Genomic DNA, 8277 nt, shown 5'->3' on the forward strand with positions numbered 1-8277 from the left:
CGCGACGTTTCGGTCCAGGACGTAACAGTTGGCTTCGGCTCGCCTGTTGGGAATGCTGGTGCCATGGCAGACACACCAGAGGGGCGCAGAACCACGTACCGTGAGGTACTCGGTGAGCCGAAGTTCCGCGTGCTCTTCGCCAGCCGATCGCTGACCATCGGGGCGGACACCCTGCGCACGGTCGCGCTATCCACGTTGATCTTCCAGGCCACCGGGTCCGCCGCACTCGCCGCACTGGTCTTCGGAATCTCCTTTCTTCCGCAGCTCGTCGGCGGGGTTTTCCTCGGCGCCCTGGCCGACCGGTACTCACCCCGGATGATCATCGTCGCCTCCTACCTGCTGTGGACCGTGGTCACCGCCACGCTGGGGCTTGCCCAGCTGTCCACCGCCGCCTGCCTTGCCCTGGTCGGCATCGTCGCCTGCGGGACGCCGATTCAGGCGGGCGCTTCCAGCAAGCTCGTGGCCGAGACGCTGAAAGGTGACGCTTATGTGGTGGGCAGGTCGCTGTGGACCGTGGCGGGGTCCGTCGCGCAACTGCTGGGTATGGCAGGCGGCGGCATCGCGGTCGCCGTGGTGAGCCCACGCGGCGCTCTGTTGTTCACCGCGGTCTGCTACACGGTTGCCGCACTGATGGTGTGGATCGGGCTTCGTGATCTGCCGAAGAGCCCGAAGCCCGAGGCCGCGAGTGCCTCGGTGATGAGCCAGAGCTGGCGGGGCAACCGAGAATTACTCAAGAACCGGGAGGTGCGGGTGCTGCTGCTGGCGCAGTGTCTGCCCCCGGCGTTCGTGACCGGGGCGACCAGTCTGCTCATCCCCTACGCGGCCATGCGGGACTTCCCGGCCGGATCCGCGGGCTTCCTGCTCGCCTGCGTACCGGCCGGAATGCTGCTCGGGAACCTCATCGTCGGCCGACTGCTGCGGCCCGCTCATCGTGAGCGACTCACCGTCCACCTGATGCTGGCCTGTGGTGTGCCGCTGCTTCCTCTCGCACTCGACCTCCCCCTCGTCGCCATCGGCGCGCTGCTGCTCGTCGTCGGCTTCGGTTTCGCCTACGGCCTCGGCATCCAGCGGCAGTTCCTCACCGCGACACCCGTGCCCCTGCGCGGCCAGGCATTCGGGCTGCTGCAGACCGTAGTGATGACCTTGCAGGGGCTCGGTCCGGTGGTCCTTGGAGCGCTGACCCTGCTGTTCTCCACCGGGCTCTCCATGGCCGTCGCCGGTGCCCTGACCTGCTTGACCGCACTGCTGTACCAGGTGGTCCGACTCCGTGGCATGGACAGCAGTCGGCCGGAGGCGAATCCGGGTGATCATGTTACGGCTTGAGGTAGACGCCAGTGACATCCTGCTGAGCCGCTTCGCCGTCTCGCCGTTGTTCGAACTGAACTCCCTGATCCGGGCTCTCTCCGGCATATCAGGACAGGTGCTGCCGGCTTCCTGGGCCACCCGGCTGCGGCCGGTCTTCCGCCATCTACGCCAGGAGAAGGAGTTGGACCTGGTGCTGAATCTGCACCAGCGGTCGTATCAGCCCGACTTTCTGTCGCCGCCGCCCAGCGGGCTGTTCCAGAGCTGGGAGGACGACCTGGCTGCCCTACGCCGGACGCCGCTGGAGGCCGCGCGCCGTGAGATCTCCTCGGGTGGACCGGTACCACCCGGCGAGGACTTGGTGGAGCGGGTTGCCGCGGCGTTGTCCGCTGCTTGGGACCGCCTGCTCGCAGCGGACTGGTCGCGCCTGCATGCGATCTGCGAGCGCGATGTCACTTACCGGAGCAGCGAACTGGTACGGGCGGGCTGGGCAGCGGCGCTGGACGGTCTGGACCCGCGGCTGCGCTGGCGAGCAGGCGGCGTGGAGATCCTGCGACACAGCGAGAACCGGACCGTCGTGTCCGGCGGGCATGGTCTGCTGCTCGTTCCGTCAGTCTTCCTCGGGCCACGGGTGGCCGTGCAGCTCGAAGGTCCGTGGCCACGGACCTTGATCTATCCCGCCCGGGGCGTGGCGGCCTTGTGGGAGCCGCCCGCGGCCACCGGTAGCGACGCCCTGGGGAGCCTGCTCGGAAGCACCCGGGCGCTGCTTCTGCAGACACTGGCCAGACCAGCGAGCACCACCCAGCTCGCTCGTGCTCTGGGCCGGTCGACGGGAGCGGTCGGCGATCATCTGGCCGTGCTGCGGCGCGCGGGTCTGCTCAACCGGGCGCGTTCGGGCCGGGCCGTCCTCTACCGCAGGACTCCGCTGGGCGATGCGCTGGCTTCCAGCGCCCAACCGGACACGCATGCTGCCGAACCGGCCGCCGACGACAGGTCATGAAAGGTGCCGTCGGCGGCTTACCGGCGCGGGACCGGCAGCTCACCGGCCCTGGGCTCGATCCGGCCGGTCAGCCCATCTCCATGAGGGCCGCCTTCTCACGGGTGAATGACAGCAACGTATCGTTGCCGTAGCCGCTGTTCTTGCGGCCCTCGAAGGGGAACACTCCGTTGCGGTAGGTGTTGACCCACACCATGCCGGTCCGCAAACCGTGGAACATCCGCCGTGCTCTCGCCATGTCACGCGTCCAGACACCGGCCGCCAGGCCGTAGCTGGAGTCGTTTGCGAGGGCCAGGGCCTCGTCCTCAGTGTCGAAGGGGAGAACCACGGCTACCGGGCCGAAGATCTCCTCTTGGCAGATGCGCAGGGCTGGGTCACGCGTCGCGAAGAGCGTCGGCTCGACCCAGAACCCTGTCGCGCAGGGCCCTTGGACGAGATCGGGGCCGTGCCGGCCACCGAAGACGAGCTCCGCACCTTCCTTGAGACCGACCTCCAGGTAGGACACCACCCGGTCGTACTGTGCACGAGAGGCGATCGGGCCCATCGTTGTCTCGCCGGACCGGGGGTCACCCAGTCGGATACCGGCGGCGATGTCACCGATACGGGAGAGCATCTCGTCGTAGACGGGGCGTTGAATCAGGATGCGTGACCCCGCGTAGCAGACCTGTCCGGCGTTGGCGGTGAAGATGCCCTGTAAGGACACGCCGCGCGCGGCGGCATCCAGGTCAGCATCGGCGAAGACGACATTCGGCGACTTGCCGCCGAGCTCCAGGGCCAGCGGTTTCGGCGCGTCGGCCGACGCCGCGGTGACCAGCCTGGCGGTCTCGACCGACCCTGTGAGGCTCACCATGCCGATGTCCCCGCTGCGCACCAATGGGTCACCGGCCTGCGGGCCGGTGCCCGAGACGATGTTCAGCACACCGGGCGGAAGAACCTCTCTGGTCAGCTCGCCCAGCCGCAGCACGGAGACGGACGCCTGCTCAGCCGGCTTGACGATCACCGTGTTGCCGGCACCGAGCGCGAGCGCCGCCTTGGCCGAGAATGCAAGCAGCGGAGAGTTCCAGGCAAGGATCCCGAGCACTACCCCATGTGGTTCGCGCCGGGTCAAAGCCATGGTGCCGGAGCCCAGTTCGGCGTGCCTGCCCTCCGCCAGGGTGGCACCCTCGGAGGCGGCGTTCCGCCATATCTGAGCCGAGACCGGCAGATCACGCGTGGTCGTTTCACTGAGGAGCCGTCCGTTGCCGCGGGTCTCCAGCTCTGCCAGCTCCGTCGCGTGCCGGGAGATTACGGCGGCGACCTCCTCCAACGGGCCAGCGCGCTCGGCCGCCGACAGTGCGCTCCAGCTGGGAAAGGCTGCCCGCGCCGCATCCAGCGCGCGCTGCGCGTCTGCCGCCGCGCTGCACGGAATCAGGGCCCAGGCACCACCGGTGGACGGATCCACCGAAGCGAGCACCTCGCCGCTGTCCGCCGGGTACATGCTGCCATCGATCAGGTTCCGGTAGAGGGGTAGTTCGGTCATCCGGTCGTTCCCCCCGCACCCGACATGGCCACCAGAATGCGGCGGGGACCGCTGAAGGGGCGCCGTCCATGTCCGACCAGCACATTGTCGATGACCATCAGGTCACCCTGGCACCAGTCCACATCGACGGCCTCAGCCAGCCCTCGGTCGCGGATCTGGGTGATGTGCCCGTCTGGTATAGGGGTCCCGTCGGCGAAAGTCACTGACTGGGGTATTTCGTTCTCCGGCAGGATCTCCCGCATCGCCCTCGCCGTATCGCCGTCCAGTGCTGACAGGTGCCACTGGTCGGCCTGGTTGAACCAGACCTCTTCCCCCGTGACCGGGTGCCGGGCCGTGGAGGGCCGCAACTGGGTGACCCGCAGGCCGCCATCGCTCTTCCACTCCACCTGGGACGCGCCGGTGCTGAGGATACGCTCGACCTCGGCCGGGTCGGAGGTCTCGAAGGTGTCCTGCCAGCTCCGGCCGAAACCGAAGCCGCCGTGCAGATTCTGCGTGTAGCGCACGCCCTGCGCGAACGCCTCGCGGACTTCGCGGTCAAGGGCCGCCAGCCACCGGCCGCCGTCGACGACCGGTGTGGCCCCACCGCTGTCCGGTGGCTGCTGGCAGTAGAAGAGCAGCCGTTCCGGCCACTGGGAAGCGTAGGACAGCTCGTTGTGCATGGAGATCGTCAATTCCGCAGGGTACTCCGTCGAGGTATAAACATTGTCGCCCACCTTGGTGCGGGGCGAGTTCCCGTGCACATAGGCGAGCCGGTTCGGTAGCAGCGCGTGCATCAACGGTTCAAGCTCCTCGGGCCCGATACCGAAGCCGCGGAACACCAGGGCCTTCCGCTCGACCAGCAGGGCATTCACGGCGGCGGTGTCCGACAGAACTTCCATCAGGCCCCTCGCGTCGGCGGGCACGCCACAACCGAGCGGGGTCAGTTCACTGGGGCTCCACATGATGTCTCGTGCCTCATTTCAGTAGATGGTCGAGGTAGAGCTGGATCGTGGCAGTATCCACGTCACCTGTGAGCATCCGGTCGAAACCCGCGTGCGGGGCGACGGCCACGCCGTCCGGCAGTTCGGGTGCACGGAAGATGAGCCGGTACAGCGCGTGCTCCTCCGGCTTCCGCGTGGCGAGCAGCGCCAGCCACTCCTCCACCGGAACGGTCTCGACCGTCCGGCCGCGTTCCCGCAACAGTTCGACGATGTGCCCGAACTTCATCTGGTTCCGCGCGCTCAACAGGATCTTCTGACCGTCGGGAGCTGAGACCGCCAGCGCCGCCAGCGCTGATGCTGCCAGGTCGACCGGGATCCAGTCCTCCGCCACGTCCAGATCGGGGGCCTTCCCCAGGGCCACGATGATGCGCAGCAGCCGGAATACGATGTCCCGATCGTTTCCATGTCCGGTACGCACATTTCCGGTCATTCGCGGAAGCCGGCACACGGATACTGCGAGACCCCGCTCACCGGCCGCCGTGACGAGCTGTTCGGCATGCCACTTGCTCTGCGCGTAGCCGGAAGCCACCATGCCGAGCGCGGCCGGGGCCGCGGACACCGTCGATACCAAGTGGAAGGGCTTGCTCCGCCCGGTCGCCGCAAGGCGCAGAAGTTCACCGGTACCGCCGACATTGGCGTCCACCAGACGCTCGTACGGCAGAAGAGCGTCGACGTGCGCCCCGTTGTGGAACACCGCGTCAACGGTGTCGGCGAGAGTGTCGTAATCCGCTTCGGACAAGCCGAGTCCCGGCTGGGCGAGGTCACCGGGGATGATGTGCAGGCGATCCGCGAACGCGTCGTCCCACAGCTGCTGAGCCCGCAGAACTTCCCTGACGCGAGCCAGCCCTGTGGCTTGGTCCCGCGCCCGGACCAAGCAGTGGACGGACAGGCCCGCACGGCTCAGCAGGTGGTGCACCAGATGTCCTCCCACAAACCCGGTGGCCCCCGTCAGCAGGATTCGGGCCGGTGGGACGAAGGCGGACGGTGACAGGGGTTCGGGGATGAGCTCAGCGGCCAGCGCCGCCGGGGCGAACCGCTGCACGGCGAAATCCGGGTCCCCACCGGTAGGTGTGTCGCCCAGCAAGGCCTCCACGGCGGCCGACAGGCTCCTTACCGTCGGCTCGGTGAAGACCCGTTGCAGCGGAAGGTTCACCCCGAACTCCTCCCGGATCAGAAGCAGCAGCCGGGCCGCGAGCAGCGAGTGGCCGCCGATGGTGAAGAAGTCCTCGTCCTGCCCGATGTGCTCGGTGTGCAGCAGGTCGGACCAGATCCGGGCCATCGCCGCTTCCGTGGGTGTAGTCGCGGGCTGGGGCCGCGTCGGTGCGTGTGTGGGGTCCGGAAGCCTCGCAACGTCCAGCTTGCCGTGGTGTGTCAGCGGCAGGTCGTCCAGGAGAACGAGGAGGTCCGGCACCATGTACCCGGGTAGCTCGTTCGCTATGTGGCCACGCAAAGACTCCTCGTTCAGCGCGGCCGGTGTCACATAGGCCGCCAGCTGCTGGTTCCCGGTGGCCACCACCTTGGCACGAGCGACGCCCGGATACCGGGCGAGGACGGCTTCGATCTCGGCCGGTTCGATCCGGAAGCCCCGCACCTTCACCTGGTTGTCGGCGCGGCCCACGAATTCGAGGTTCCCGTCCGGCCGGTAGCGTGCCAGGTCACCCGAGCGGTACATCCGTGCGCCCGGTGGACCGAACGGGTCGGCAACGAACCGCTCAGCCGTGAGCGCCTGCTGATTGAGATAGCCACGGGCCAGTCCGGCACCCGCCAAGTAGAGCTCGCCCGTGACTCCGGGCGGTAGGGGGAGCAGTTCTGCGTCAAGCACATACAGCCGGGCGTTGCTCTGAGGACGGCCGATCGGTACCGGTCCGGCGGGAACCGGCGCGCCCGGCGGGATGCGGTACTCCGCGCAGTTCACGGTGGACTCGGTCGGGCCGTACACATTGAGCACCGTCGCGCCGGGATGGCGGCGGCGCCATTCGCTGAGGGCCGAGCCGATCAGCGCCTCGCCACCGAGCAGCAGCTCCCCGCTGGGCGAGAACCGGCCCGGAAGGGCGTTCAGCAACGGCAGGTGGCTGGGGGTCGCCTTGAGGAAGGTGCAGGGCCGGCTGGGTGGCAGGTCCTTCTCCGCCCGCTCTTCGAGGCCCGCCAGAATCACGCATCCGCCCTTGACCAAGGGCGTGTACAGCGCGGTGACAGTAAGGTCGAAGGAGATCGGCGAGTGCAGCAAGGTCGTGCCATCGGCGCTGTCGTAGGCGGAGCCGGTCCATGTCAGGTAGTCCGTGAGAGCACGATGCTCGATCGTCACGCCCTTGGGGCGACCTGTCGAGCCCGAGGTGTAGATCACGTAGGCCGCGTCGGCGGGACGTGGCCGGTGAGCGGGCCGATGATCGATTGAACCCTCCGGGGAGGACCACCGGGCGACGACTTCAGTGTCGTCGAAGACGTGCTTCGGCCGGGAGTCGCGTCGCATGAAGTTGATCCGTTGGGCGGGAAGCTCCGGGGCGATCGGCACATAGGCCGCACCGGCCTTCATGATCCCGAGCAGCGCGACCACCAGATCCGCGCAGTGCGGCAGGATGACCGCGACCATGTCCCCTGCGCCGACGCCCGTCTGTCGGAGGCGGTGGGCGAGCCGGTTCGACCGCGTGTCGAGTTCAGCGTAAGACATCTCCTGGCCTGCCCAGATCAGGGCGGCTCGACCGGGCGTGCGGGCGGCCTGGGCCTCGAAGAGCTCGGGCAACGACGTGTCCGGCACTGGATCGCTCGGCCCGGTCAACAGCGTCCGCTTCTCCTCCGCAGAGAGAATGTCCACGGTGCAGACAGGAATGTCGGGGTCGTCCGCGATCGCCGTAAGGAGCCGTTCCAGCCGGCCCACCAGCGTAGAAACCGTGTGTTCATCGAAGAGGTCGCTGCTGTACAGCACCGCGCACTCGATGCCCCCACCAGACTGCTCGCGGCAGATGAACTCCAGGTCGTACTTGGCCCGCGCCGCGCCGAGACCCGCTGTCAGCTCCTCGACCTCCAGGCCGTGCAGGCGGAAGTCGTGGGCCTCGGCGTTCTGGAAGCCGAGCATGACCTGGAACAGCGGATGTCGTGCGGCGGTCCGGACCGGGTTGAGCACTTCGACCAGCCGGTCGAAGGGCAGGTCCTGGTGACCGTACGCTTCGAGGTCGGTCTTCCGTACCTGGGCAAGAAGCTCACGGAAGGTGGGGCGCCCGGAGAGGTCCGTCCGCAGCACGAGGGTGTTGACGAAAAACCCCACCAGGTCTTCAAGCCCTTCCTCGGTACGGCCCGCCACGCTGGTGCCGATGGGGATGTCGTGCTGGCCGCTCAGCCGGCTCAGCAGCGCGGCCAGAGCGGCACGCAGCACCATGTAGAGGCTGACGGAGTTCGTCCTGGCCAGCTCCGTCAGCTTGTTCCGCAGTCCGGAGTCGAACGTGCGGATGGCGAAGCCTCCCTCGTAACTGGTGGACTCCGGT

The 8277-nt window shown here is 68.0% G+C and carries 5 protein-coding genes; 2 read left to right on the plus strand and 3 right to left on the minus strand.

The window, feature by feature from the left end; all coding sequences use genetic code 11:
- The first annotated feature begins 63 nt into the window (after positions 1–63).
- Entirely contained in the window at positions 64–1323 is a 1260-nt protein-coding gene (locus PJ985_RS22535; RefSeq protein ID WP_271685733.1) for an MFS transporter, read from the plus strand.
- Positions 1310–2302 carry an ArsR/SmtB family transcription factor gene (locus tag PJ985_RS22540; RefSeq protein WP_271685735.1) on the plus strand — a complete coding sequence of 331 codons (993 nt, stop codon included), beginning with the start codon at positions 1310–1312 and terminating at the stop codon, positions 2300–2302. Before PJ985_RS22535 ends, PJ985_RS22540 begins: the two co-directional genes overlap by 14 nt.
- A 67-nt stretch (positions 2303–2369) precedes the next feature.
- Here PJ985_RS22540 and PJ985_RS22545 read toward each other — a convergent pair whose 3' ends face one another.
- From PJ985_RS22545 to PJ985_RS22555, 3 genes are all read right to left on the minus strand, one after another.
- The gene (locus PJ985_RS22545; protein ID WP_271685736.1) at positions 2370–3818 is read right to left on the minus strand and encodes an aldehyde dehydrogenase family protein; all 1449 of its coding nucleotides are present in this window, start codon (positions 3816–3818) and stop codon (positions 2370–2372) included.
- On the minus strand, positions 3815–4696 hold the full coding sequence (locus tag PJ985_RS22550) for a TauD/TfdA family dioxygenase (RefSeq protein WP_271685737.1): 882 nt from the start codon (positions 4694–4696) through the stop codon (positions 3815–3817). The genes PJ985_RS22545 and PJ985_RS22550 overlap by 4 nt, the downstream gene beginning before the upstream one ends.
- 76 nt (positions 4697–4772) lie before the next feature.
- On the minus strand, positions 4773–8277 hold a 3505-nt coding region (locus PJ985_RS22555), incomplete at its 5' end, for a non-ribosomal peptide synthetase (RefSeq protein WP_271685738.1).

The organism is Streptomyces sp. ACA25 (assembly GCF_028200735.1).
Taxonomy (GTDB): Bacteria; Actinomycetota; Actinomycetes; order Streptomycetales; family Streptomycetaceae; genus Streptomyces.